The organism is Polaribacter sp. BAL334, assembly GCF_015767435.1.
GTDB lineage: Bacteria > Bacteroidota > Bacteroidia > Flavobacteriales > Flavobacteriaceae > Polaribacter.
This window is the reverse complement of record NZ_JADWOV010000330.1, coordinates 1-304: the sequence shown is the minus strand read 5'-3', so window position 1 is coordinate 304 and position 304 is coordinate 1. Positions and strand designations below refer to the sequence as shown.

Genomic DNA, 304 nt, shown 5'->3' with positions numbered 1-304 from the left:
TTCTAAAACACCTTGCACAAAAAGCAATACAATTACAGTAATAAATCCTGCAGCAATATTTCTAGAAAAAGTAACCACTGCAAAAACAATGGCACCAAACAATAAAATATTGGGTAAAATAAAAACTAAATATGCTTGAAAATATGTTGAAAGTTGCATAGGACCTACCAAATCAGCATTGGTTCCCGGAAAACGAAAACCAATCATCATTCCAATGGCAATTGACAAAACAATTACAGTAACCACCACAATTCCACTAAAAAACTTGGCAAATAAATAATTCGCTTTTGTAAAAGGATACGAA

1 protein-coding gene is annotated in these 304 nt (G+C 31.9%); it reads right to left on the bottom strand.

Features of this window, described 5'->3' with window-relative positions:
- On the bottom strand, positions 1-304 hold a 304-nt coding region (locus IU405_RS15545; protein ID WP_197439537.1), incomplete at both ends, for a hypothetical protein.